Raw genomic sequence first — 24,310 nt, 5'->3', positions numbered from 1 at the left:
GAACGCGACTAGGCTCAATCGCATATGATGCCGGGCCCCTCTGACGGTTTGCGCCGCCATGTCGGAATCACTGTTGCCATGCAACGTCGACAATCAAGGAGGGGCTCATGACGGCTCTGCACACATTCCTTTTCACGCCTTTTCTCGGCACCAGCACCTGGTTGTGGCTGGTCTTCATCACCATCGTCATCGCCTTGCTGGTCCTCGACCTCGGCGTGCTGCACCGCCAGGACCGCGAGATCGAGATGCGCGAAAGCCTGCTGCTGTATTCGGGCTACTTCAGCGTCGGTGTGCTGTTCGGCGTATGGGTCTGGTATGAACTCGGGGCGCAGCCGGCGCTGGAGTTCTACACCGGTTTCCTGGTCGAGCAGTCGTTGTCGATGGACAACGTGTTCGTCATGGCGATGATCTTCAGCTTCTTCGCCATCCCCCGCCGCTACCAGCACCGCGTGCTGTTCTGGGGCATCCTCGGCGTGGTGGTGCTGCGGGCGATCATGATTGGCGTGGGCGCCGCGCTGGTGCAGCACTTCGCCTGGGTGCTGTATATCTTCGGCGCCTTCCTGCTGTTCACCGGAGTGAAGATGGCGCTGTCCAAGGACGACGCCCACCCGGACCTGGCCAACAACCCGGTGCTGCGCTTCGTGCGCCGGCACATGCGGGTGACCGACCAGCTGCATGGCCGGCACTTCTTCGTCCATCTCACGCCGCCCGGCACCGATCGCGCCATCCGCTATGCCACGCCGCTGTTCCTGGCCCTGGTGCTGATCGAGCTGGCCGACCTGGTGTTCGCCGTCGACAGCGTGCCGGCGATCTTCGCCATCACCCAGGATCCGTTCATCGTCTACACCTCGAACATCTTCGCAATCCTCGGCCTGCGCTCGCTGTACTTCGCCCTGGCGGCGCTGATGCACCGCTTCGTCTACCTCAAGTACGCGCTGGCGTTGGTGCTGATCTTCATCGGCTGCAAGATCTTCTGGCACGGGCTGGTGGGCAAGGTGCCGGCCGGGATTTCACTGGGGGTCACGTTCGGGCTGTTGCTCGGTGGCGTGCTGCTGTCGTTGCTGCGCACGCGCAACCAGCCGCAAGCGGCCGAACAACAACCCGTGCAGGACGAACCACTGCCCACAGTGGACAAGCCGACAGCCATTGCCACCGACAGCAATCCCGAGAAGAAAGGCCCGCACCTGCGGGTCTGATCAGGGCGCGAGCCCCTCGACAATGATCACCTGCGCCAGCGCCGCGCCCTGGCGATGGCGGCAGGCCTCCTGGTACAGGTCCGAGCGATAGCAGGCCACGGCCTGCTCATAGGATTCGAACTCGATCACCACGCTGCGCTGCGGTGTCGCCCGCCCCTCCAGCGCCTCGCTACGCCCGCCCCGGGCCAGGAAGCGCCCGCCGAAGGCGACGAACGCCGCCGGGGCGCGCTGGGTGTATTGCAGGTATTGCTCGGGGTCGGTGACGTCCACGTGGGCGATCCAGTAGGCCTTCATTCGTCGCGCTCCTGTTGCATGGTCATTTTCGTATTATGGTATACCATAAAACTTTCTTGACCAGCATGAGCGTGCAACATGGCCTTCAACAGCATCGAAGAACTCCTCGAGGACTATCGCCAGGGCCGGATGGTCCTGCTGGTGGACGACGAGGACCGGGAAAACGAAGGCGACCTGCTGATCGCCGCCGAGCGCTGCGACGCCCAGGCCATCAACTTCATGGCCCGCGAGGCGCGTGGCCTGATCTGCCTGACCCTCACCGACGAACACTGCCAGCGCCTGGGCCTGGAGCAGATGGTGCCAAGCAACGCCAGCGTGTTCGGTACCGCCTTCACCGTGTCGATCGAAGCCGCCAGTGGCGTGACCACCGGCATTTCCGCCGCCGACCGGGCGCGCACGGTGGCTGCGGCCATGGCCGCCGACGCCCGCCCCGAAGACCTGGTGCAGCCCGGTCATATCTTCCCCCTGCGTGCCCGTGAAGGCGGCGTGCTGACCCGCGCCGGGCACACCGAAGCCGGGTGCGACCTGGCCCGCCTGGCAGGTTTCAGCCCGGCGTCGGTGATCGTCGAGGTGCTCAATGACGACGGCAGCATGGCCCGCCGGCCGGACCTGGAAGTGTTCGCCGCCCGGCATGGCATCAAGATCGGCACCATCGCCGACCTGATCCACTACCGGCTGAGTACCGAGCAGACCATCAAGCGCATCGGTGAAAGCGCATTGCCCACGGTGCATGGCACCTTCCGCCTGGTCACCTACGAAGACCGCATCGAAGGCGGCGTGCACATGGCCATGGTCATGGGCGAGATCCGCCGCGAGCAGCCCACCCTGGTGCGCGTGCATGTGATCGACCCGCTGCGCGACCTGGTCGGCGCCGAGTACGCAGGCCCGGCCAACTGGACGCTGTGGGCGGCGCTGCAGAAGGTCGCCGAAGAAGGTGCCGGGGTGGTGGTGATCCTGGCCAACCACGAGTCCTCCCAGGCCTTGCTCGAGCGCGTGCCGCAATTGACGCAGCCGGTACGGCCCTACCAGCGCGGCCAGTCGAAGGTCTACTCGGAGGTCGGCACCGGCGCGCAGATTCTCCAGGACCTGGGCGTAGGCAAGCTGCGCCACCTGGGGCCGCCACTCAAGTACGCCGGGCTGGCCGGGTATGAACTGGAGGTGGTGCAGAGCATTCCATTCGAACCGCAAACGGCTGGCTGATACCGGTAGTGCTGAATTTGCCACAGCCCCCGTGGGAGCGGGCTTGCCCCGCGATTGCGTCAAACCAGATGAAACACGTGAGTCGACTGGCGCAATCGCGGGTCAAGCCCGCTCCCACGGGGGTTGTGTCGTTTTTGCAGTCAGCACGGTGATGGCCGGTCGCCCAACCCTCTTGCGAAAAGTTTGGAATACCATAATATGACATTCCGTAGACCTTGAATTCTGCCGGCCGCACCTACACTGACATGACGGCCACGCTCCACCCGTTTGACGCTGCTCCCCGAACATGATTGGCGGGCGACAGAAGCCCGCCTCGAATAACAAAAGCAACGAGGGCGTAACCATGCTGTTGAGCAAACGAGTAACCGCAGTGCTGTCCGCCAGCCTGCTGACCCTGGCCTGCCAGGCCACCCAGGCGGCCGACAGCCTGAACTTCGTCAGCTGGGGCGGGACCACCCAGGATGCGCAGAAGGCCGCATGGGCCGAACCCTTCAGCAAGGCGTCCGGCATCAAGGTGGTGCAGGACGGCCCCACCGACTACGGCAAGCTCAAGGCCATGGTCGAGAGCGGCAACGTGCAGTGGGACGTGGTCGATGTCGAAGCCGACTTCGCCCTGCGCGCCGCCAGCGAAGGCCTGCTCGAACCCCTCGATTTCAAGCAGATCCAGCGCGACAAGATCGACCCGCGCTTCGTCTCCGACCATGGCGTCGGCTCGTTCTTCTTCTCCTTCGTGCTCGGCTACAACGAGGGCAAGCTCGGCGCCAACAAGCCGGTGGACTGGTCCGCCCTGTTCGACACCAAGACCTACCCCGGCAAGCGCGCCCTGTACAAATGGCCCAGCCCCGGCGTGCTCGAACTGGCCCTGCTGGCCGACGGCGTGACGCCCGACAAGCTCTACCCGCTGGACCTGGACCGCGCCTTCAAGAAGCTCGACACCATCAAGAAGGACATCGTCTGGTGGGGCGGCGGCGCCCAGTCGCAGCAGCTCCTGGCCTCGGGTGAAGCCGCGCTCGGGCAGTTCTGGAACGGCCGTGTGTACGCCTTGCAGCAGGACGGCGCGCCAGTCGGCGTGAGCTGGAAGCAGAACCTGGTCATGGCCGATTTTCTGGTCATCCCCAAGGGCGCGAAGAACAAGGACGCGGCCATGAAGTTCCTGGCCAACGCCAGCAGCGCCGAAGGCCAGGCCGAGTTCGCCAACAAGACCGCCTACGCGCCGGTCAACGTCGACAGCGTGGCCAAGCTCGACAAAGACCTGGCGCCGAACCTGCCGACCGCCTACGCCCAGGACCAGGTGACCCTGGACTTCGCCTACTGGGCGAAGAACGGCCAGGCCATCGCCGCCCGCTGGAATGAGTGGCTGGTCAAATGAAAGTCGCCATCAATGCCCTGCACAACGCGCAAGGCGCCCCCAGCGGCACCGGCGCGCCCGGGGCGGCCGAACGCCGCCCGCCCATCGGCCAACGCTGGCGCGGCAGCCGCAACCTGCTGCCGGCGCTGCTGTTCCTTGGCCTGTTCTTCTTCGCCCCGCTGGTCGGCCTGCTGCTGCGCGGGGTGCTGGAGCCCGAGCCGGGCCTTGGCAACTATGCGCAGCTGTTCGCCAACTCGGCCTATGCCCGGGTGCTGTTCAACACCTTCTCGGTGGCCGGCCTGGTCACCCTGATCAGCGTGCTGCTGGGCTTCCCGCTGGCCTGGGCGATCACCCTGGTGCCCAAGGGTTGGGGCCGCTGGCTGCTGAACATCGTGCTGCTGTCGATGTGGACCAGCCTGCTGGCGCGCACCTACTCGTGGCTGGTACTGCTGCAGAGCTCGGGGGTGATCAACAAGGTGTTGATGGCCATGGGCATCATCGACGCCCCGCTGGAGATGGTGCACAACCTCACCGGCGTGGTGATCGGCATGAGCTACATCATGATCCCGTTCATCGTCCTGCCGTTGCAGGCGACCATGCACGCCATCGACCCGATGGTGCTGCAGGCAGGCTCGATCTGCGGTGCCAGCCCCTGGACCAACTTCTGGAAGGTGTTCCTGCCGCTGTGCCGCTCGGGGCTGTTCTCCGGCGCGCTGATGGTGTTCGTGATGTCGCTCGGTTACTACGTCACCCCGGCCCTGCTCGGCGGCGCGCAGAACATGATGTTGCCCGAATTCATCATCCAGCAGGTGCAGTCGTTCCTCAACTGGGGCCTGGCCAGCGCCGCTGCCGCGCTGCTGGTGGTGATCACCCTGGTGCTCTTCTACCTGTACCTGAAGCTGCAGCCGGAGTCCCCGGTCGGCAACGCGAGGTAAACCGCCATGCTGCTTTCCCCCAATGCCATGGGTCGCCCGCTGCGCACCGGGCTGTACCTGACCACCGGGCTGATCGCCGCCTTCCTGCTGCTGCCGGTGGTGTTCATCATCCTGCTGTCGTTCGGCTCGTCACAGTGGCTGGTGTTCCCGCCACCGGGCTGGACCTTGAAGTGGTACGCGCAGTTCTTCGCCAACCCCGAGTGGATGGACGCGGCGCTGGCCAGCCTCAAGGTGGCGCTGCTCACCACCTTCGCCGCCGTGGCGCTTGGCCTGCCCACCGCCTTTGCCCTGGTGCGCGGTCGCTTCCCGGGCCGCGAGCTGCTGTACGGCCTGTTCACCATGCCGATGATCGTGCCCCTGGTGATCATCGCCGTGGCGGTGTACGCGCTGTTCCTCAAGCTGGGCTACACCGGCACCTTGTTCGCCTTCGTGGTCAGCCACGTGATCGTCGCCCTGCCCTTCACCATCATCTCGATCATCAACTCGCTCAAGCTGTTCGACCAGTCGATCGAGGACGCCGCGGTGATCTGCGGCGCCTCGCGCCTGCAGGCGATCGTCAAGGTGACCTTCCCGGCGATCCGCCCGGGCATGATCGCCGGCGGCCTGTTCGCCTTCCTGGTGTCGTGGGACGAGGTGGTGCTGAGCGTGATGATGGCCAGCCCCGACCTGCAGACCCTGCCGGTGAAGATGTGGACCACCCTGCGCCAGGACCTGAGCCCGGTGATCGCGGTGGCCTCGACGCTGCTGATCGGCCTGTCCCTGCTTGTGATGTTCATTGCCGCCGCCCTGCGCCGGCGCGCCGAAAACGCCTGACTGTCCGGAGACAATGACAATGAGTGCAGTGATCAAAGACGATACCCGCAACCCGACCCTGGTCAGCCTGCGCGGCCTGAACAAGCACTACGGCGACTTCACCGCCGTGGACAACCTCGACCTGGAGATCCAGGACGGCGAGTTCCTCACCTTCCTCGGCTCCAGCGGCTCGGGCAAATCCACCACCCTGTCGATGCTGGCCGGCTTCGAGACGCCCAGCAGCGGCGAGATCCTGGTCGACGGCCAGTCGCTGGTCAACGTGCCGCCGCACAAGCGCGACATCGGCATGGTGTTCCAGCGCTACTCGCTGTTCCCGCACCTGAACGTGCGCGACAACATCGCCTTCCCCCTGGCCATCCGCAAACTCGGCGCCGACGAGACCCGCAAGCGCGTGGAGGCCATGCTCAAGCTGGTGCGCCTGGAACCCTTCGCCCATCGTAAGCCGTCGCAGATGTCCGGCGGCCAGCAGCAGCGCGTGGCGATCGCCCGGGCGCTGGTGTACGAGCCGCGCATCCTGCTGATGGACGAGCCGCTCGGCGCGCTGGACAAGAAACTGCGCGAAGACCTGCAGGACGAACTGCGCCAGCTGCACCGGCGCCTGGGCATCACCATCGTCTACGTGACCCACGACCAGGAAGAGGCGATGCGCCTGTCCCAGCGCATCGCCATCTTCAGTCACGGCCGCATCGTCGGCCTGGGCACCGGCTACGACCTTTACCAGAACCCACCGAATGCCTTCGTCGCCTCGTTCCTGGGCAACTCCAACTTCCTGCGCTTCACTGCCAGCGGCAACGGCGCCGGGCACTTCGAGGGCCAGCCGGTAACGGTGCGCCTGACCCCAGGCCTGGCCAACGGCCAGGAAGCACTGATCATGGTGCGCCCGGAGAAAGCCCTGGCGCTGACCGTCGAGCAGGCGGCGCGCGAACCCTTGCCGGCCGGCTGGAACGAAGTCACCGCCACGGTCGCCGAGTTGCTGTTCCTCGGCGAAAGCCAGACCTGCCACGTGGTCACCCAGGGCGGCACGGCGCTGACGGTCAAGGCGCTGTCCGCCGCGGGCATGCCCATGCAGCCGGGCGACCAGGTCAGGGTGCGCTGGGCCGTGGCGGATGCATGCATCTACACCGACTGGGCCGAGAGCGACCTGAGCAAGGGCGCCGGGGCGCATTGAGCCAACCCGGGGCCGTAGCGCGGCCCCTCACAGCAACAGGTTGCCGCGCTCCTCATCGGTCAATTGCGCCTTCGCCCGCTCATCCAGCGCCCCTGCGCCCAGCACCTGCACCGGGCTCTGGCGGTTGTACTGCGGGTTGAGGCTCGCCCCATCCTGCCCCGGCACCAGCCGCTCGCCACCGAAGCCCAGCACCTGCACGGTGATCACCGACGGCTGGCGCTGGCGCGACGCGGCCTGTTGCTGGCGGCCCGCCTCCTCGGCCGCCTGGCTCGCCGACGACGCCGCGGCGCTGGCCGAAGCGATCGCCCCGGTGTTCACCGCAGCCACCACCGGCATGCCCTTGGCATCACCCTGCACCTGGATATTGGCGGCGTTGACCACCTGCAGCGCGGCAATGTTGACGTTGCCCGACACGCGGATCCCCGCCTCGCCGGCATCGATGGTGCCCAACGGCGCGATCAGATCGATATCCCCTGGCGGCACCTCGGCAATCGGGTTGAGCGTGGCGATACCGGCACCGGTGCTCGGCACGCTCGGCGCCAGGCCGACGTTGCCCCACAGGTCGTAGGTGCGCTTGGGCGGCGTGTACACCACGGTGGTCTTCGAGCCGCGACCGGCGTTGATGTCGCCCTGGGCCGACCAGCCGAGGATCGAGCCGCCGAAGGTGGTCATGATCCGGCTCTGGCCGAGCAGGATGTTGCCCTGGGAATACAGCTGGATATCGCCGCTGCCCTGGGTGATCACCCCGGCGGTGGACGGCGGCGCCTCGCCCTCGATGCCGAACACCTGCTGGCCACCCGGGGTCAGCACCTGGATGCCACCGCCGAAATCGGTGTGGATGCCCGCGCCGCCGTAGAAGGTGGCGCTGCCGTCGTAGCGGATCGGGTTGCCGGCCACGTCCTTGTCGGGGAACAGCGCAGCGATGGCTTGGCGACCGCGCAGGTAGCTGCCGGTGCGCGGGCCGTTGACTTCGTTGTACTCGCGCCCGCCTTCGCGCAGTTCGCTGAAATAGACCTGGCGGGCAAAGATGCGCTGCTGCTCGGCGGGCAAGCCGGCAAAGTAGGCGCGGCTATCGGCGCTGTCGCCGCTGAAGCCGAAGCGCTCGCGCAGCCAGGCCTGCAGCTCCAGGTCATAGCGCTTGAACACGTTGTCCGCCTGACCGCTGTCGGCGGGCTGCTCCGCGCCGAGGTAGCGCTCGAGCAGACGCTGGTAGTCCGGGCCGGCCTTGCCGGCGCCGACGACAATGGCGATAGCCGCGCCATCGTTGCCGCCACCACTGCCATCGACCCGGCCGATACTGTTGATCGCCGCCTCCTGATAAGCCGAGCCCACGCCCTGGCCGGACTGGAACAGGTTGCGCCCGGCGACCACCTCCAGCAGGCCGGGGCCGGCGACATTCAAGGTGCTCAGGCGAATGTCGCGCCCGGCGCTGATCAGCGAGACATCCAGGGCATCGCCATGAATGACCAGGTTGCCCGAGGAATAAATGTTGCCCTGATCCCCCGCCACCATGCCCGGAGCGCCGAAGCGCTCGACGCCCAGCGCCTTGCCGGCGTTGACGATGTCGCGCCCGGCCATCACCCGCACCGGCCCCGCACCCTGGTACAGCTTGAGCCCGGTCTGCTGGTACTCGATGATCTCGCCGGTGTTCAAGCCGACGATATCTCCGGCCAGGGCGTAGAAGCGCGCGGGTGTCTGCAGCCGTGGCCCGGCCTTGTAGGTGTTCAGGCCATAGCTGAACAGCGGCGACGCATCCAGGCTCGCGGCGATATCCGCGCTGAGGTTGCTGGCCTGGTACACGTACGAGAAGTCCTGGCCCAGCGTTGCCGGCCGTTGCGGCGTGGCGATGGCCGAAGTGTCGGTGCCCGCCTGGCTGATCACATAGCCGCCGGCATGGATCGACTCACCGGCGATCAACTGCAGGGCGCTGCGCGCCGAGGGCGCGGTCATCAGCGAATAGGCGGAGGTGGCGATGCCACGCTCGCTGGCCGAACTGCCGTAGTACAGGCTACCGTTGGCCGCCGTCACCCGCAGCGCCGTCGGGTAGAACAGACGTCCACCGTAGAGCGGCAGGTTGCGGCCCGGACGCAGCTCATCGAAGCTCACCGGCGTGACATTGCCGCCCAGGGCGAGCATGTCCACGGCGGTGGTCTCGCGCCACAACGAGAACCAGCTGTTGCCCTGCCCGGCGTAGCGCACACCGTTGTCGCCGAGGAAGCCGGTCATGTTGAACTGCGGCACCCGGCCCGGGTCACCGACACCCTGCACGACCAGGTCGCCGCGGCTGTCCAGGCGCACCGCGGCATCACCGGGCATGAGTGTCAGGCCACCCAGCGCCGCGGCCTTGGTCGAGGTATACGGGTCGTAAGCGCGCGACTCGCTGCTGTCATTGAAGGCGAAGCTGCTGCCATACACCTGCCTGACCACCCCGACGCTGCCCGCCTGGACATTCAGGGCACCGCGCAGGTTGACCAGTGTGCCACCCAGGTCGGGGGTGACCCGTGCCATCTCCAGGGCCGCGGACGCCGGGTTGATGCCACCGGCCACCCGCAGGTTCAGGTCGCCGCCGCCGGTCTGCACCAGGCGACCATCCTCGGCGATCCGGCCGCTGCCGCCGACCACCAGGTTCAGCCCCTGGCTGCGCTCGGCCTCGACGCCCGCGGTGTTGCTGGCCTGCAACAGGCCGGCCGAGCCACCCACGCCGACGTCCAGGTTGCCACCACCCAGGGTGCCGATGCCGGTGAAGCCCACCAGCCAAGGTTCGGCCACCGAGGCCTGGGGCTGCTGGGCGAAGGTGCCGAAGTTGATCCACCACGCCGCCGGGGTATCGGCACTGGTCTGGCCCTGGCGCCACAGCCAGTTGCCCACCGCGGCCGATGCCACTTGCGGCCTGGAGAGGGCGCCACCGGTCTTGCTCGCCACCAGGTTGCCGGTAAAGTCACCTCCGGCCGCGATCCGCAGGTTGCCGCCCTGCTCCGGATACCAGGCGCGGTAAAGGCTGTCGGTCAGCGCCTCATAGGGCGCGCCGGCGCTGCCGAGCAAGCTGCCGTCGGCCAGCCGGCCCCGGGCGAGCTGATGCGGATCGACGCCATCGCGCCACAGCGACGGCGCCTGGGTGCCGGCGGTGTAGACGCCGAACAGCGAGTCCATGCGCCAGTCGCCGGCACTGAGCAGGTCCAGATCGCCGGTGCCGGTACGTAGCACGCTGAACATCAGGGTCTGCGGCGTTACCTCGATACGCTCGGGCTCGGTCGGCGCGTCGATCTCCACGCACCAGCCGGGGATCGAGCACAGCTCCATGTCGGCGTCGGCCACCGGGGTGCCGGGCTCCATGCCATAGGTGTTGTCCGGCCCCCAGACCCAGATTTTCTTGCCCCCCAGCGTCTGGTCCACACACCAGCCGGCGATGTCGCACAACACCAGGTCCTCGGGTGCCACCGGCGTGCCCGGTTCCATGCCATAGGTGTTGTCGGGGCCCCACACCTTGATGGTCTTCACCGCCGGCTCGCACCAACCGGCGATGTCGCACAGCGCCAGGTCCTCGGGGGCTACCGGGGTACCGGGCTCCATGCCGTAGGTGTTGTCCGGCCCCCAGACCATGCCGGTGCCGCCAGCCCCGCCACCGCTGCGTTTCTGCTGCGCGATGTAGTGCAGGTCGGCCAGGCGCAGCACCCCGGCGTCGGTATCGGCGCGGGTGATGCGGCTGTCAGCGGCGTCCAGGTCGGCGCCGGCCACCAGGCGCATCGTCCACGACTGCGAGCCTGCCGGCAACATCTGCGCCAACGCCCAGTTGCGCCCCTGCTGGCCATTGTTTGCCGGGCGCAACTCGATCAGGTCGACGCCTGCCGCGAGCTTGACATCGGTGCCCGCCGGCAGCCGCGAGCCCACGGCCAGGGCGAGCGCACGGCCTTGGGTGAGGCCGCCACTGGGCAGGGCGATGCCCTTGCTCCAGATACCGCCCTGCACAGCCACGCTGACCGGCAGGCGGCTGCCGGCGTCCAGGCGCGTGCCCGAACCCAGGGTGAGCGCCTCGCGCAGCAGTGTGCCGGCGGCGTACAACAGGTTGCCGCCAGCGTCGCGTACCGCGGCCTCGAGTACCGTGCCCGCGGGCAGGGTCAGCGGCGCCGACAGGCTCATGGCGCTGGGCAGGCGCAGGTTGGCCGGCAAGGTGGTGGCGGCGAACGGCAGGTCGAAATTGAGCAGGCTGCCTTCGGGGAACAGCGTACCTTCGGCCAGCTCGACGCCGCTGCGAGGGATCACCAGGTCGCTGTCGAACGGCTGCTTGCCGGGCAGCAGCAACCAGCCCTTGCCGTCCATGCGCGCTTCGTCGCTGGCCAGGTCCGGCGGCATGAAGCCGTCGCTGATGCTGCCATACACCTCCAGGTTGCCGCCGGCGCGCAGCACCAGGTTGCCCACCTCGCCCGAACCATGGACGGCGGTCTTCGGTGTCAGCGGGTTGAGGCTGGCGTAGCGGTGGCCGGACAGGTCCAGGTCACCCTGCACCACCAGGTCGGTGCCGGTATCGACCGTGGCGATTTCCACGCCCGGGCGCAGGTGCAGGGCATGGGCGTAGCGGGCGTTGTTCAGCCCGGCCAGGCGCACGTCGAGCAGGTCGCGGTTGCGCAGCAGGTTGTCGATGAACAACATACTCAGGTCGTGCTTGCGGGTCAGGTAGTCCTGGTCGATGACCTGGATCGGCCGGCCACTGGCCGAGGTGCCGCCCGGCGCCGCGTCGGTGTAGCGCTGGTTGCCGACCACAGCGATGGAGCGCGCGCCGAGAATGTCCACTGAACCACGCACGTCGATGGCGATATCACCCGCCGTATCGCTGCCCAGACGCGGGGCGATCAGCTCCAGGGTGCCGCGCTGACGGCCATCGCCCAGCCCGGAGGCGGTGCCGTGGCGCAGGTCGATGCGTGCGCCGCTGGCCAGGGTCAACTGGCCCTGGCCGCTGTTGAGCTCGACCACCGCACGGTTCGGCGCATCGATGATCGCGCCGTAGCTGTCGACCCGCAGCATACTGCCATGGGCGTCAAGCAAGGCCCCGGCGCCCAGGGTCAGGCCTCGATTGGCGGCCAGGCGGATGCTGCCGACCTGCTCGCCGCTGGCATCGACATGGCCGTTGACCGTGAGCTGCCCGTTGTCCAGCGACACGTTGATCTGCTGGGCCTTGAGCTCATCGCCGATCACCAGATCGCCCTGCTTGATCTGGAAGCTGCGCGCACCGAACACCTGGTCACGGTTCAGGCGCTGGTTGAGGCCGGCAAAGTCGTCCAGCTGGCGGGCGCGGATATCGACCACCCCGCCCGCGTAAGGGACCTGCGTGCCGGCGGCGTCGTAACGGCCACTGGCCGCGCCGAGGATCTGGCCGAGCAGTTCGATGCGTCCGCCCTGCTCGCCCAGAGCGATGGCCGTCAGCCGCCCGGCGCGGTTGCCGCGGGCACTGAGGTCGATCAGCGCGCCAGCGGCCTGGTGAATATTGCCGAACTGGCTGCCCAGCACCAGCTCGCCGCCCCAGCTGTACTGGGTCACGTCGTTGAGGGTCAAGGTACGCCCGGCCAGGTCCAGCCGCGCAGCGTCGCCCAGACGCAGGTCGTCCAGCGCCTGCAGGGTCAGGCGGCCGCTGGGCAGGCTGAAGGTGCCATCGACCAGCAGTTGCCGCGCCTTCAGGCTCAGCTCGGCGCCCAGGGCCTGCCGACCGCTGGCCAGGGTGCCACCGCCGCCCTGCACGCGCAGGGTGCCACCGGCCTCGATACGATTGAGCGAGCCGGCGGTGCCGGTCCACAGCGGAGTGTCCACCAGCAGGTCACCGCCGCTGTAGGCAAAGCTGCCGTCGGCCTGGTAGTCGCCGCGGCGGTGGTGGACCAGCAGGCTGCCCTTGTGATTGGCGCTCACCTGGTGGCTGGCGTGCAATTCCACGCGGCTGAAGCCCAGGGTCTGGCGCGCCATGTCGGCGCTGCCATCGGGCTGGCTGTTGGCGCCGTAACCGAACTCCAGGTCCTTGACACGGATCGCCAGCAGGCCATCGCCACTGCCAGCCCCGCCGGCGATCGGCGCGCCCGCGGCGTTGCGCGCACCACTCCAGATCAGGCGTTCGGTGCGAATGGTCGCCTGGTCGCCGGCCTGGCCATGGCCATAGATGGCCGGCACGCCGAGCACCAGCGCCTGCAGGCGGTTCTTGCCGGTGACCGGGTCGTAGGTGTCGAGCGCCGTGGTGCCGAAGAAGTTCAGCGAGTCGGACGCCGCCAGGGTCAGGGTCTCCAGCGCTGGTACAGCCTCGGCCGGGCTGCCCTGCAGCAGGCGGTCGAGCACCTGCTGGTTGAGGGTCAGGCCCTGGCCCAGCACGCCGTCCGCCAGGGCGCGAGCCAGCGCGTCGGCACTGCCGACGTTGATCCGCCCGACCGCCAGGCCCAGGTGCCGGGTACCGAAGGCCACCCCGTCATCGAGACTGAAGGTCTTGTCGGTGGCGGCGAACAACGAGCCTTCCGAATACAGCCGGGTGGTGCCCTGGCAACCGCCAGCGCTGCAACCGCCAATGAGGATGGAGCCCGGCGACCAGCTGCTGGTGAACTGCGACGACACCACATCCAGCCGCCCATTGGACACCGCCAGCAAGGCACGGCCGTTGCTGTTGATGAAGTAGCCGTCATTGGCATCGAAAGGTACTGCGCCGCGGCCAAGGGTGACGATCCCGGCCCCCTGCTCGACGACGATGTTGCCACGCGGGTCGTTGTTGGTCAGGAACACTTCACCGGCCTGCAGCACCGCCCCCGAACGCAGCCAGATATCACTGCTGCCTTCGAGGAAGGTCATCTGGTTGCCGCCCTGGCCGTAGAGCACATTGGCGCGACCGCCCAAGGTCAGCCGGGGTGCCTGCAGGGCATTGAGCTCGCGGGCCGACAGCACCGCGATGTGCTCGCCGCTGGCCTGGCCGGCGCCGCCATCGGCCAGCACTTCAAGGCCACGGGCGCCGAACACCGCCGCGCTGCCGGCATGACCGCCTTCGGCGCCGGCGAAGTTCACCCGGCCAGCGACGCGCAAGGTACTGGCGGCCTCGCTGTTGCCCTGCACCCGCAGGTTCAGCCACTTGCCATCGGCCTCGATCGCCGCGCGCGGCACGCCTTTGGCCACGGCATCGGCGCGAGCGAAGGCGGCGTAGGAGGTTTCGTTGTACTGCGAGTAACGCCGCAGCACGTCGCCCGAAGTCAGGATCACCTGGCTCGACAGCGGCTGGCGAATACCGGTGTTGGCCACCGACAGGCTGCCCGTGGTAGTCCAGGAGCCGTTGCGCATCGCCAGGCTGGCAGCGTTGCCCCCGGCCATGGCCAGGCCATTGAGCTCGACCCTGAACGCCCCCGGCAGCAGCGCAAAGCTGGCCGGCAGCAAGGTATAGGTGCCCGCCGCCAGCCCAGGAACGCTGCCATCCAGGGTGATCTGCTGGCCGATCCCCGGCGCCGTCACGCCGGCCTCGCCGGTCACCGGCGCGTAAGGGCCGGTGAAGCTCGGCACAATGGCGTAGACCGGGTTGCTGCCCAGCGTGGGCAGGACCAGGCGGCCCTCGCCATCGAGTTGCATCAGCGGGTGGTAGCGGGCATCGGTGGAACCGCCACGCCCGGAGACGAAGCCGGCGCCGGTCAGCGTGCCGCCTCCGGACAGGTCGATCAGCGCGTCCTGGCGGATGTCGATGGACTTGCCGTTGAGCGATACCCCATACAGGCTGTCGCCCGCCGCGCCCAGCAGCTTCACCGCCTGGCCTCCGAACAGGTAGCTCAGGCCATCCACCGTCCCGCCGTAGGGCATGACCAGCCCTGCCGCGCTGACCGAGGTGATGCTGCCCGGCAACAAGGTGACCGCCTGGGTGCCGCCCGTCTCCTGCCCCAGCGACAGCCCGCCCAGCGGCGCGCGCAGCACACCGCCCTGCTCGACCTTGCCGGCGACCAGCGCCAGCCGGCCGAACACCGAGAACGGCTGGTCGGGCGTGCCTTGCCCAGCCCTGCCGATGCGCAAGGTGGCGTCGCTGCCCGTCTCGATCTGGCCGAAGGCACCGGTGGTCGGGTAGATCTGCGCGGCGAGCAGCTCCAGGTCGCTATCACTGCGCAACAGAGTACGGTCGATGCCATCGTTGACCTTGCCCAGTACCCGCAGGTCACCCTCGCTGCGCAGGCTGCCCAGGGCGAAACCACGGCGGTCGAAGTCCAGCGTGCGCCCCGCGGTCAAGGCCAGGCTGCCATGAGCGCCCAGGGTCAGCGCATCGCGCAGATCCAGCAGATGAGCATCGACCTGTAGCTGCGCCGTACTGTCCTGCGTGGACAGCCCGCCCTTGATTGTCGGCCGGATCGCGGCATCCGTGTTGCGATGGTTGCTGCCGGCAAGCCGCACATAGGGCGCCTGCAGGTGGACGCGGGCGTCGCCGGCGCTCCCTTGGGCCAGCACCAGTGAGCCGGTGTACAGCTGCAGGCTGCGGGCCATCCGCAGGTCGAGGTCGCCGTCGAAGGCCACCACGCCGTCGCTGAGCAGCGAGAGGCTGTCGAAGCCCCCTGCGTTGATCCTGGCGACGTCGAGCCATCCCTGGCCATAGCGCAGCGTGCCGTCCTCGACGTTGGCCGCGCCCTGGGCAAGGACCAGCTCGCGGGGGGCCTTGACTCCGTCGACCAGGCTACCGTTGAGATACAGGCCACTATCCAGCGCCACCTCCAGGCTGCCGCCTGCGGCGCCAAGGCCACCGGAGGCGGCGCTGAAGCTGCCGTTCAGGCGCAAGCCGTGGCTCGACGCCAGGCTGATGCGCCCGCCGTTGCTTGCCATGGCCAACGGCCCCTGGCCACGGATATCCAGCGTTGCCTGGGCGCCATCGGCGCGCAGGCGAGCGCCCTCGGCCATGTCCAGGAACAGGTAGGCGCCGTTGCTGGTGCCCTGTTCATGGTCGATCTGCCCGCCGATGACGATGCTGCCGCCAGCGTCGACCCGACCATAACGGCGACCTTGTGCATCCAGGGCGGTGACCGCCCGCCCGGACACATCGATCAGGGCCTGGTCACCCAGGCGGATCGAGCGCTGGTGCGCCCCTTCCGTCACCCCGGAGTCCATGGTCGGCAACCATTGCTGCAGCAGGCTGACACTGCCGCCCCAGGCATTGAGGGTGCCGTTCAGGTTCAGTTGCGCGGTGCTGGTCAGGCTGATGGAGTGCAAGGGGTCGACGCTGATCGTCGCGCCGCGCCCGACCACGAGCACCGCCGCTTCACGGCTCGCCTGGTCGAAGCGGCTATCACCCGCCGCCAGGGCCAGGCTCGCGCCGGCGCGCTGCTCCAGCTTGCCGGCCACGGCGTTCTGCGCCAGCAGCGGCGCCAACACGATCAGCGCCGGATCGCCGAGCGGCCGGCTGGCGTCAAGCTGCTCCACCGGCCGGGTGATGTCGATATGGCTGCCGGCGGCTACACTCAGGCCATGGTTGCCGGTGATGGCGTAATGCGCGAAACCACGGTTGAAGAAATCCTCGGCCAGGTGCACGCTGGCCTTGCCATCCGCAGCGCCGCCAATGCTCACCCGGTCGGCGGCCACGATCAGGGTGCCCGCGCCACTGCTGCCGTAACCGCGCAGCTCGCCGTCGAGGCGCATGCGCCCGCTGCCGGTGTTGTCCAGCGCACTGCTGTGCAAGGTCAGGTTGCCGCCACTGCCGCCGAGCAGGCGGTTGCCCTCGCGGCGTACCACACCGCCGGACACGTCCAGCACGCTGGCGCTGTCGAGCAGCACATCGCCGCTGCTGCGCAGGCTCAGGCTGCCACCGTTGCGCCAGGCGCGCTCACCTGGGTCCGTGCCCTCGCTGCGCACACCGCTGACATCCAGCCGCACCCCGGCGGCCACGCCGACCTGCGCGCGCAGCCCTGCCGGGGTGGCCAACGCCTGGTCCTGCAGGCTGGCGAGAACACGCTGGCGCAGCACATCGCCCAGGGCCATCTGCCCGCCCCTGGCGGTCAGGTCGGCATTGACCTGGACCTGCGGGGCATAGAGCGTCAGGCTGCCACCATCGGCCAGGCGCACGGCACCCTCGACCTCGATGCGCTGCTGGGCGGCAACACTCAGGCCTCCCAGCGCCAATCCGTTGAGCCAGTCGCTGTCGAGTGCCAGCTGGCCACGCCGCCGCTCATCCAACGGTGCCTGCAGGCCGACGTCGGCGCTCTGCCCCCCGGCGCCCTGGCGTATCAGCACTTGCTGCATGACCGGGGTCAGGCTGAAGCCCAGCTCCTTGGCATCGCTGAGGTAGCCGGGCACCTGTTGGCCAATCACCAGTTGCGCGCCCTGGGCCCGGGCGGTGTGCACCTGGCGATAGCCGTCGCGCCCGCGTACCGGCGCCTGCACCTGGCGCTCGTCCTGCCAGGTCTGACCGATCAGCTGGCCGTCGAGCAGCGCGCTCTGGGTCGCCACCACCAGGCTGCCGGCGTCGCGCCCCACGGTATAACCCTGCTCGTAACGCTGGCCGGGGGCAATCAACGGGTTGTAGAAGGTGCGGGTCTGGTCCCAGCGCGCGCTGTGCGCCTCGTAGCCGTTGTACAGGCCGGTGTAGAGCAGGTCGCCGGGGGCCTTCGACAGTTCGTAAAGGCGGCCGTCCTCACCGCGCAGCCAGCTCTGGCGGATGTAGCCGTCCTGCACCGCCAGGGTGCCGCCGGACAGGTTGATCTCGGCGCCGGCGCGGGTCACCAGGTCCTGGCCGGTGAAGGTCACCGTGCCGCCCTGGGCCATCCACTCGCCGACGCTGTGGTTGCGCGTGCCCAGGTAGCCGCCCACCTCGAGCAGGCCACCGGCGGTGTACCAGCGCTCGCTGGCATAGCCGTTGATGCCTTTCTCGACATGCACCAGCTCACGCACGTCCACCCACACATCGCGGTTGATCAGGCCGCCCTTGTCACGGTTGCCGGCCGCATCGCGCTGTTCGTTGCCCTGCACATTGATCTTGATGACATTGCTTTCCATCGCCACCTTGACCCCGAGGGCCCCGGCCACATCGATGCGCGCGCCATCGTCCACCAGGCTGCGCAGCCCGGCGCTGACGGCCACCTGGCCGCCGGTGGCCAGGGTCAGGGCGCCTTCCTGGAAATGCACGGTGCCGCCGCTGACCACCTCCACCCGCGACTGCTCGGGGCGATCGATGACCTTGCTCAGGTTGTCGAAGCGGCCCGTGGCATTGTTGCCGCTGACCCCATCCACCCCCTGCCGCGAGGCCTCGCGCTGGCTGTCCAGGGCCTGACTGTCGTCGAGCAGCACGGCGGTGACGCTGCCCTTGCCGAAACTGACCATGCCACTGGTGTCGCTGGCCGAGTTGAGCAGGTGGATGCTGCCGCGCCGGTCTACCGCGGTGCTGGCCAGGGCCACGCCATCCTGGCGCACGGCATGGCCGGTCAGGGTGATATCACCACCCGCCGCCTGGATCAGTCCGTTGTTGACCACGCTGCCGGCGCTGCTGCCGGGCTTCAGGCTGCTGGCGACCTCGTTGCCGCGGGTAGTGGAGAAGGCGTTGGCCTGGGTGCCCCTGCCCCGGCGGATGTAGAAGTCGTCACCGGCGGCAAGCGTTGTCTGGCCCTGTGGGGTGATGATCTGGCCCTCGTTGTTCACCTCGCTGCCCAGCAGCAGCACATAGCCGCCGCCTTCGGTGGAGGTGGCTGGGGCGCGGGTCTGCACTTGCGCGCCCCGTTGCACCACGACCTTGCCGCCGGCCTGGGTGAAGGTGGCCTGGCTGCCGTTGCTGTCGACATACAGCCCGCGCTCGCGGAACTGCTCGTCGCTGACCTGCGCCGCCGCCGCAACCAGGTTGCGCACGTTGACCTGGCTGCTGCCGTTGAACACCACGCCATTGCGGTTGACCAGCATCACCGTGCCCTGGGCCTCGATCTGGCCGTGGATCTGGCTCGGCCTGGCGTTGGGGTCGTTGACCCGGTTGAGCACCGCCCACTGCGCCTGCTGGTCGAACTTGACCGTGGTGTCGCGGCCGACGTTGAAGGTCTCCCAGTTGAGGATCGCCTTGTCGGCGGTCTGCTCGATCAGCACCTGGGTCTTGCCGCCCACCTGGCTTTGCTGTGGTGCCTTGGCGTTCTGCCAGCCCTTGGTCAGCGGGTTCTCGTCGACCTTCAGGCCCCCCTTGCCCAGGCCGTTGGGCACGGTCTGCGGCTGCACCTGCGCCAGGGTGCGCCCGGCGGCCTGTGCCGCCTGCTGCGCGGCGATGGCGGCCACGGTGTTGTCGAGGTTGCCCAGCGAGCGCTGGAACCGTTGCTGCAGGCGCTGCTGCTGGGCCAGCGGTGGCGGCGCGCCGGGCAGCTGCACTTGGCCACCTGCAGCGCCGCCACCAGCCGCGGGCGCGGCGCCCTTGGCCGCGAACCAGGCCGAGCTGAACGGCTGCGCGGCCTGGGCCGTGCCTGACAGCAACAGCAGTGCGATGGCCTGGGCCAGGGGCTTGAGCAGCATCGGCGCGTGGCCTGCAGGCTGGCGACGCCGATGGGCGACGGTGGCTGGTAGGTCTGGCTGGTGCTGGCCGCGCGACATTGCAGGGTTCCTTGTGCAGGGTCATGGAAGGCAGGTCGGTGCGGCCGTGATGCCGCTTTGCCATAAGGCAGTCGGCCCGAGCGCGGACCGAAGCTTTGTCATGCAAAGTTCATCTGCCTGGAGTACGCGCACACGCGAAAACCGACGGTGCCGTGCCGGCCACCGTCGGTTGTCAGCCCGTTGCGGGCCTGGCGCCTGGCGTGACGCTTACAGACGGCCGATACCGTTGCAGACCGAAGCGTTGGCGATGTTGGTGCCTTCGTTGTAGCCGTTGTCCAGGAACACCTTCTTGATCTCGGCGGCGTAGGCGGCCGGCAGGCTGACGAAGGAGTGCTGGGCGATGGTGGCGGCCTTGGTACCGGTGTACAGATCGTTCAGGAAGCTGCGGATGGCAGTGGCATCGGCGGCGGTCTGGTAGCACTGGCCGACCAGCAGGTTGGTGTAGCCGACGATCGGGTAGCCCGAAGTCGGTACCACGCCACCGGCGTTGAAGATCGGCACCCACTTGCTTGGGTCGGCGCGGTCGGCTGCGGTGCCCGGGGCGACAGCGGTACCCAGGGCGGTGCGGGCGTTGGCGGCGGTTGGCAGCGGCGCGGTACCGGCGGCCATGGCATTCTTGCTGACGCGGGCGACCACTGCGTTGTTGTTGGTGGCGACATAGTCAGGGCTGACGTAGCCGATGGTGCCATCGGTGGCGTTGACCGCGGTGACCACGTCGGCGCTGCCGGCGACGGCTTGCCAGGTGGCCGGTTCGCTGCCGACGTTGGCGGTGGTGAAGGTGCTGCTGACCACGAAGGACGACGGGCAGGAATCAGCCAGGAAGCGCGACAGCAGCTCGGTAGTGCCGCTGCTGCCGGAACGGTAGATGACCTTGATCGGCGTGGCGTCGGCAGTGCCCAGCAGTTGGCCCCAGGTGGTGGTGGTACCGGAGAACACGCCACACAGCTGGGCGCCGGTCAGTTGCAGGTTGGTCACGCCCGACTTCTTGTAAGGGATGGCTACAGAAGTGCCCACGGACGGGATCTGTACCAGTTTGCCCAAGGTGGCGGCCTGGTTGCTGTTGTAGGTCGACAGCTCGGAAGCGCTCAGCACCGAGTCGCTGCCAGCGAAGTCGACATTGGTGCCAACCGGCTGGTTGATCGAGGTCGGTGAGTTGGTCAGGAACGCCGTCTTGCCACCACCGCTGCCCACGCTGTCGTAGCTGAAATCGGCCGGCAGCAGGCGTGGCAGGGTCGAAGTGCCATTGTAGAGGTTTGCCGGCAGGGTGGCGCCGCCACCGACAACAGCAGCCATGGATTGGGCCGAAGCCAGGGTAGCAGCCACCAGGGAGGCGGCGATCACAGTACGCTTAAACATGAAGCAATCTCCTATCGTCGTGTTCATACGTTGAGTGGGTCGCGCATTGCCGTGGTCACAGGCCGTATACCCTGATCCAGAGGGGCTTGAGGCCTGTCCACGGGGCCAACATTCGCAGCTTGTGGTGACAGGCAAAGGAAAAAACATCGGGAGTTCGGCGGGGAAAGACTCGGGTGTCGGAGGGCGCTTTTCGGGCGTGCGGCGGGCTGGCCATGAGTCGACGCAGGCGATACGGGAGGGGACGCTCCGGAGGATGGCGGATCAGGCACTCGGGAGTTTGGCCAAGGGGAGAAAAAACAGTGTGCCAGTGCCGGCCACTTCACAGCGGCCGGTGGGTCATGGCCGGCTCTTCAGGGCGCGGCCACCTCGCTGGGCGATGCCAGTTGCAGGAGTTCGCTGGTATAGGTCCACTCTTCCTGGACCTTGTCCGGGTGTTCGTTCAGGCGGATGCCATAGGACGGGATGATCTGCTTGATCTTCGCCTGCCACTCAGGCGTGGCCACCTTGTCCTTGAACACCTTGTTCAGCAGGTCGAGCATGATCGGCGGCGCGGTCGAGGCGCCCGGCGAGGCGCCGAGCAACCCGGCGATGCTGCCGTCCTTGGCGGTCACCACTTCGGTGCCCAGCTTCAGCACCCCGCCCAGGTTGTCGTCCTTCTTGATGATCTGCACCCGCTGCCCGGCCTGCCACAGGCGCCAGTCTTCCTTTTTCGCCTCGGGGAAGTAGGTCTGCAAGGCGGCGAAGCGGTCATCATCGGACTGCATCAACTGGCCGACCAGGTATTGCACCAGGTCGAACTCGCGCACCCCCACCCGCACCATCGGCCAGGTGTTGTGCAGCGACATGCTGGCGAACAGGTCGAGCAGCGAGCCCTCCTTGAGGAACTTGGTGGAGAAGGTGGCGAACGGCCCGAACAGGATCATGCGCTTGCCGTCGAGCACCCGGGTATCCAGGTGCGGCACCGACATGGGTGGCGCGCCGGTGGCCGCGATGCCGTAGGCCTTGGCCATGTGGCGCTGGGCGATGGCCGGGTTGTCGGTGACCAGGAACGAGCCGCCCACCGGGAAGCCGGCGTAGTCCTTGGCCTCGTCGATGCCTGACTTCTGCAGCAGGTGCAGCGCGGCGCCGCCGGCACCGATGAACAGGAACTTGGCGTCGGTGGTCGCGGTGCCGCCATCCTTGAGGTTCTTGTACTCGACGTGCCAGCTGCCGTCGTCATTGCGGGTGATGTCCTGCACCTCGCTGGACAGCTTGAGGTCGAAGTTCGGCCGGGTCTGCAGGTAGCCCACGTACTGGCGGGTGATCTCGCCGAAATTGACGTCGGTACCGATCGGCGTCCAGGTCACGGCGAGCTTCTGGTTGGGGTCGCGCCCTTGCATCATCAGCGGCACCCACTTGGCGATCTGCGCGTGGTCCTCGGAATACTGCATCGGCTTGAACAGCGGGCTGGCCTGCAACGCCTCGTAGCGCTTCTTGAGGAAGCGGATGTTGTCGTCACCCCAGACGAAACTCATGTGCGGGGTGGTGTTGATGAACGAACGCGGGTTCTTCAGCACGCCCTGCTTGACCTGCCAGGCGAGGAACTGGCGGGTGATCTGGAACGACTCGTTGATCTCCACCGCCTTGCTGATGTCGATCTTGCCGTCCTTCTCCGGCGTGTAGTTGAGCTCGGCCAGCGCCGAGTGGCCGGTGCCGGCGTTGTTCCAGCCGTTGGAGCTTTCCTCGGCCACCTTGTCCAGGCGCTCGACCATCTGCATCGACCAGCCCGGCTCCAGCTCGTTGAGCCACACCGCCAGGGTGGAACTCATGATGCCGCCGCCCACCAGCAGCACATCGACGCGCTTGCTGTCGGCGGCCTGGGCATGCAGCCCCAGGGCCAGGGTGAGGGCCGCCAATGCCCATCTGGGCGTTTTGTGGATGTTCATGTGCTCTCCCGTATTGGTCATTCCGTGCGCCTGGAGGACAAGCTTAGCCGAGTGTTTTGCTCGGGCATGGTTGCAGTGTTTTCGCGCCCCTTGCCCCGCGACAAGACCAGTACCCCGAGTTCGATAATCGCCCGTTTTCAACCCTCCGGGATTTGACGAAACTAACCAGATAGTACAAATATCAAGCTACTCAAAAACAACAAAGCGATACCCGCCATGACACCCCGAATCCTCGTGCTCAACGGCCCCAACCTCAACCTGCTGGGCACCCGCGAACCCGCCCAGTACGGCCATGAAACCCTGGCCGACCTGGCCAGCCTGTGCGCCGACTGCGCCCGTGAGCTGGGCCTGGAACTGGAGTTCCGCCAGACCAACCACGAAGGCGAGCTGCTCGAATGGATTCACGCCGCCCATGGCCGCTGCCACGGCATCGTGATCAACCCCGCCGCCTGGACCCACACCTCGGTGGCTATCCGCGATGCCCTGGTGGCCTGCGAGCTGCCGGTGATCGAGGTGCACCTGTCCAACGTGCACAAGCGCGAGCCGTTCCGCCACCTGTCATTCGTCTCCAGCATCGCCGTGGGCGTCATCTGCGGCCTTGGCAGCCAGGGTTACCGCATGGCACTGAGCTATTTCAGCGAACAGCTGCGCGAGCACGCGGCATGAGCGCCCAAGGTATCCTTGCCGGCCTCATCGGCCGTGGCATCCAGGCTTCGCGCACGCCGGCGCTGCACGAGCACGAAGGCGACGCCCAGGCGCTGCGCTACCTGTACCGGCTGATCGACGCCGACCAGCTGGGCCTGGACGACAGCGTCCTGCCCGCGTTGCTCGACGCGGCCCAGCGCACCGGGTTCAGCGGGCTCAACATCACCTACCCGTTCAAGCAGGCGATCCTGCCGTTGCTCGACGAGCTGTCGGACGAGGCCCGCGGCATCGGCGCGGTGAACACCGTGGTGCTGCGTGATGGCAGGCGGGTCGGCCACAACACCGACTGCCTGGGCTTCGCCGAAGGTCTGCGTCGCGGCCTGCCCGGCGTGGCCAAGCGCCGTGTGGTGCAGTTGGGCGCGGGAGGCGCGGGCGCGGCGGTGGCTCATGCGTTGTTGGCCGAAGGCGTCGAGCAACTGCACGTGTTCGAGGTGGACCCGGCCCGTGCCCAGGCGCTGGTGGACAATCTCACCCAGCGTTTCGGCGCCGGTCGCGCCGTGCTCGGCGAAGACCTGGCCCGCGCGGTGGCCGAGGCCGATGGCCTGGTCAACACCACGCCCGTGGGCATGGCCAAGCTGCCGGGCACGCCCTTGCCGCCGGCGCTGCTGCACGCACGGCTGTGGGTGGCAGAGATCATCTATTTCCCCCTGGAGACCGAACTGTTGCGCCAGGCCCGGGCCCTGGGCTGCCGCACCCTGGATGGCGGCACCATGGCGGTGTTCCAGGCGGTCAAGGCGTTCGAGTTGTTCAGTGGGCGCCCGGCGGATGCTGCGCGAATGCAGGCGCATTTCGCCAGTTTCTAGGCGCCAGACAGCTCATCGCGGGGCAAGCCCGCTCCCACG

General features: G+C 67.8%; 12 protein-coding genes. 8 read left to right on the top strand and 4 right to left on the bottom strand.

Translation table 11 applies throughout. The annotated features are described in order from the left end of the window. Window positions 1-107: 107 nt before the first annotated feature. Window positions 108-1,196: a TerC family protein gene (locus ABZO33_RS07060; RefSeq protein ID WP_414535415.1), complete on the top strand. Its 1,089-nt coding sequence runs from the start codon at window positions 108-110 to the stop codon at window positions 1,194-1,196. Here the strand turns inward: ABZO33_RS07060 and ABZO33_RS07055 are convergent, their stop codons facing one another. After that, on the bottom strand, window positions 1,197-1,490 hold the full coding sequence (locus ABZO33_RS07055) for a DUF1330 domain-containing protein (protein ID WP_414535414.1): 294 nt from the start codon (window positions 1,488-1,490) through the stop codon (window positions 1,197-1,199). It abuts the gene before it with no gap. Window positions 1,491-1,568: 78 nt separating this feature from the next. Between ABZO33_RS07055 and ribBA the strand changes: the two genes are divergently transcribed. The 5 genes from ribBA (at window position 1,569) to ABZO33_RS07030 (ending at window position 6,954) form a co-directional block, all read left to right on the top strand. Continuing rightward, the gene (gene ribBA / locus ABZO33_RS07050; protein ID WP_414535413.1) at window positions 1,569-2,690 is read left to right on the top strand and encodes a bifunctional 3,4-dihydroxy-2-butanone-4-phosphate synthase/GTP cyclohydrolase II; all 1,122 of its coding nucleotides are present in this window, start codon (window positions 1,569-1,571) and stop codon (window positions 2,688-2,690) included. Window positions 2,691-3,033: 343 nt separating this feature from the next. Then, the gene (locus ABZO33_RS07045) at window positions 3,034-4,059 is read left to right on the top strand and encodes an ABC transporter substrate-binding protein (RefSeq protein ID WP_414535412.1); all 1,026 of its coding nucleotides are present in this window, start codon (window positions 3,034-3,036) and stop codon (window positions 4,057-4,059) included. Then, a complete protein-coding gene (locus ABZO33_RS07040) occupies window positions 4,056-4,973 on the top strand; it encodes an ABC transporter permease (protein WP_414535411.1) in 918 nt (305 codons plus the stop codon). The genes ABZO33_RS07045 and ABZO33_RS07040 overlap by 4 nt, the downstream gene beginning before the upstream one ends. A gap of 6 nt (window positions 4,974-4,979) precedes the next feature. Then, window positions 4,980-5,786, top strand: a complete 807-nt coding sequence (locus tag ABZO33_RS07035) for an ABC transporter permease (RefSeq protein WP_110701623.1) — start codon at window positions 4,980-4,982, stop codon at window positions 5,784-5,786. Between the two features lie 19 nt (window positions 5,787-5,805). Further along, a complete protein-coding gene (locus ABZO33_RS07030) occupies window positions 5,806-6,954 on the top strand; it encodes an ABC transporter ATP-binding protein (RefSeq protein WP_414535410.1) in 1,149 nt (382 codons plus the stop codon). Window positions 6,955-6,981: 27 nt separating this feature from the next. Here ABZO33_RS07030 and ABZO33_RS07025 read toward each other — a convergent pair whose 3' ends face one another. From ABZO33_RS07025 to mqo, 3 genes are all read right to left on the bottom strand, one after another. Then, complete coding sequence (locus ABZO33_RS07025) at window positions 6,982-19,482, bottom strand: filamentous haemagglutinin family protein (RefSeq protein ID WP_414535409.1); 12,501 nt, start codon at window positions 19,480-19,482, stop codon at window positions 6,982-6,984. 207 nt (window positions 19,483-19,689) lie between these two features. After that, the gene (locus tag ABZO33_RS07020; RefSeq protein ID WP_414535408.1) at window positions 19,690-20,838 is read right to left on the bottom strand and encodes a substrate-binding domain-containing protein; all 1,149 of its coding nucleotides are present in this window, start codon (window positions 20,836-20,838) and stop codon (window positions 19,690-19,692) included. A gap of 350 nt (window positions 20,839-21,188) precedes the next feature. Next, window positions 21,189-22,763 carry a malate dehydrogenase (quinone) gene (mqo, locus tag ABZO33_RS07015; RefSeq protein ID WP_414535407.1) on the bottom strand — a complete coding sequence of 525 codons (1,575 nt, stop codon included), beginning with the start codon at window positions 22,761-22,763 and terminating at the stop codon, window positions 21,189-21,191. A gap of 216 nt (window positions 22,764-22,979) precedes the next feature. On the opposite strand from mqo, the gene aroQ reads away from it, so the two are divergent. Both aroQ and ABZO33_RS07005 read left to right on the top strand, forming a co-directional pair. Beyond that, window positions 22,980-23,429, top strand: coding sequence for a type II 3-dehydroquinate dehydratase (aroQ, locus tag ABZO33_RS07010; protein WP_414535406.1), 450 nt, complete (start codon window positions 22,980-22,982; stop codon window positions 23,427-23,429). Then, window positions 23,426-24,271 carry a shikimate dehydrogenase gene (locus tag ABZO33_RS07005; protein WP_414535405.1) on the top strand — a complete coding sequence of 282 codons (846 nt, stop codon included), beginning with the start codon at window positions 23,426-23,428 and terminating at the stop codon, window positions 24,269-24,271. The genes aroQ and ABZO33_RS07005 overlap by 4 nt, the downstream gene beginning before the upstream one ends. The last annotated feature ends 39 nt before the right edge of the window (window positions 24,272-24,310 follow it).

The sequence above is a fragment of the Pseudomonas sp. CAM1A genome, assembly GCF_047501685.1.
GTDB lineage: Bacteria > Pseudomonadota > Gammaproteobacteria > Pseudomonadales > Pseudomonadaceae > Aquipseudomonas.
Note: the sequence above shows the minus strand (reverse complement) of the source record. Positions and strands in the feature narration are given on the sequence as shown.

Coding starts and splice junctions, on each gene's coding strand:
- ABZO33_RS07060 (WP_414535415.1), top strand. CDS start 108: ATGACGGCTCTGCACACATTCCTTTTCACGCCTTTTCTCGGCACCAGC.
- ABZO33_RS07055 (WP_414535414.1), bottom strand. CDS start 1,490: ATGAAGGCCTACTGGATCGCCCACGTGGACGTCACCGACCCCGAGCAA.
- ribBA (WP_414535413.1), top strand. CDS start 1,569: ATGGCCTTCAACAGCATCGAAGAACTCCTCGAGGACTATCGCCAGGGC.
- ABZO33_RS07045 (WP_414535412.1), top strand. CDS start 3,034: ATGCTGTTGAGCAAACGAGTAACCGCAGTGCTGTCCGCCAGCCTGCTG.
- ABZO33_RS07040 (WP_414535411.1), top strand. CDS start 4,056: ATGAAAGTCGCCATCAATGCCCTGCACAACGCGCAAGGCGCCCCCAGC.
- ABZO33_RS07035 (WP_110701623.1), top strand. CDS start 4,980: ATGCTGCTTTCCCCCAATGCCATGGGTCGCCCGCTGCGCACCGGGCTG.
- ABZO33_RS07030 (WP_414535410.1), top strand. CDS start 5,806: ATGAGTGCAGTGATCAAAGACGATACCCGCAACCCGACCCTGGTCAGC.
- ABZO33_RS07025 (WP_414535409.1), bottom strand. CDS start 19,482: ATGTCGCGCGGCCAGCACCAGCCAGACCTACCAGCCACCGTCGCCCAT.
- ABZO33_RS07020 (WP_414535408.1), bottom strand. CDS start 20,838: ATGTTTAAGCGTACTGTGATCGCCGCCTCCCTGGTGGCTGCTACCCTG.
- mqo (WP_414535407.1), bottom strand. CDS start 22,763: ATGAACATCCACAAAACGCCCAGATGGGCATTGGCGGCCCTCACCCTG.
- aroQ (WP_414535406.1), top strand. CDS start 22,980: ATGACACCCCGAATCCTCGTGCTCAACGGCCCCAACCTCAACCTGCTG.
- ABZO33_RS07005 (WP_414535405.1), top strand. CDS start 23,426: ATGAGCGCCCAAGGTATCCTTGCCGGCCTCATCGGCCGTGGCATCCAG.